This is a genomic window from Oleiphilus sp. HI0086 (assembly GCF_001635225.1).
This window is the reverse complement of record NZ_LWFZ01001454.1, coordinates 1-890: the sequence shown is the minus strand read 5'-3', so window position 1 is coordinate 890 and position 890 is coordinate 1. Positions and strand designations below refer to the sequence as shown.

Annotated in this window: 2 protein-coding genes; one reads left to right on the top strand and one right to left on the bottom strand. The window is 39.9% G+C overall.

Annotated features, from left to right (window positions below; genetic code table 11):
- Window positions 1-287: elongation factor P hydroxylase (locus tag A3756_RS28340; protein WP_231875633.1), on the bottom strand; the 287-nt coding region annotated here is incomplete at its 3' end.
- 221 nt (window positions 288-508) lie between these two features.
- On the opposite strand from A3756_RS28340, the gene A3756_RS24635 reads away from it, so the two are divergent.
- Window positions 509-890: protein-disulfide reductase DsbD domain-containing protein (locus A3756_RS24635; RefSeq protein ID WP_255376541.1), on the top strand; the 382-nt coding region annotated here is incomplete at its 3' end.

Here is an 890-nt window from a genome sequence, read left to right as displayed (position 1 = left end):
CCAAAATCAATTAACTTGCGCCGCTCTTTACCCGCAATACACCAATGACTAATTTCATGTAATGCGCTTGAGAAGTAATCAAACCTTGAAATAACCTGGCATAAACCACCCGTCTCCGAGGCTGGCAGATAGAGAGGTTCATCAGCCCCCACCACCAACTCAGTACCTTCGAGAGTTATAAACAAGTTATTGAAAATTCTAACTAATTCTGTGACATCAGCAAATGCTGTATCAACGAGCTTATTTTCACAGCTGGACTGGGTGCGCTGTTGTTCAGTATTTACCACCGGATTAACAATCCTTCTTACGACCAATCAAACTTTTGCAGCCTGGGAATATCTAATCGAATATTAATCTTCAAGCCCACAAAAGCGACTTATAATGGCATGATTACGAATTTATACAAATCTATTGCCTCTTATCGTTCTATTTAACAGTTTTGATTGAACCAACACAGTAGATTTATATCTAAAGTGCAATATATGCAATCGCAAGGTTTTGAACCAGTATGAGAAATATCCTATTAGTTATTATCTACCTAACTCTTGGAACATTCACCTCCGACGCATATTCCTCTGGCGGTACTAGTTTTTCTAGCTCAGATAGCAAGGGATTATTTGAATCAAGCCAGAATGAGTTCCTAAAGGTTGATGAGGCATTCAAATTTCGCTCATCGCCTACAGACAATGGTTTAAAGCTGTCTTGGGAAATAGCTGACGGCTACTATTTATACAAAGAACGCTTCAAATTCCGCCTTGTCGATAAGTCATTAGAACCTCTGGTAAAGCTTGGCCCTCCCGAATTTTCTAGCCAGGGAAAGCCTAAACAGGATGATTACTTTGGCTTGGTTCATGCGTTCTATAAGCACGTTGAAATTGCTCTTCCTATTG